We start from the raw sequence: 407 nt of genomic DNA, 5'->3' as shown, positions 1-407 counted from the left end.
TTAGTGCGTTTGGGCATGTTGTAGCACTCATAGTATTTCGGCATTTCCAATGTTCCGTAAGAGCCGTTATACATCACAACAGCCGTACAGATCGGCAACTTAATAAATTCGGCAGGCTCAATAATAGATTCCAATTTAATGGACTTGGTTGTACCTGTATTTTGCGACCTATTGGAAGATGAACTGCTTGCCCGACTCGATGAACTTGTACCGCTCGTCTGGCTTGTACCTGCCGTTTCAGAAATATATGTCGTTTCAGTTTGACCGACTAATCGACTGCATTCCTCAGCCGACTCAATGTCCCCAATTCTAAAAACAATTTTTAAATTGCTAGACCCCATGAACATCTTGTCGCTATTTGCTCCATACAAGCGATTTAAGCCCTCTAAACTTTGCAGATAGAGGAA

General features: G+C 42.3%; 1 protein-coding gene. It reads right to left on the bottom strand.

What is annotated here, in order from left to right:
• Positions 1 to 407: TraM recognition domain-containing protein (locus tag J502_RS16795; protein ID WP_155757390.1), on the bottom strand; the 407-nt coding region annotated here is incomplete at both ends.

The organism is Acinetobacter sp. 1294596 (assembly GCF_000582925.1).
GTDB lineage: Bacteria > Pseudomonadota > Gammaproteobacteria > Pseudomonadales > Moraxellaceae > Acinetobacter > Acinetobacter radioresistens.
This window is presented reverse-complemented; position numbering and strand designations above follow the sequence as displayed.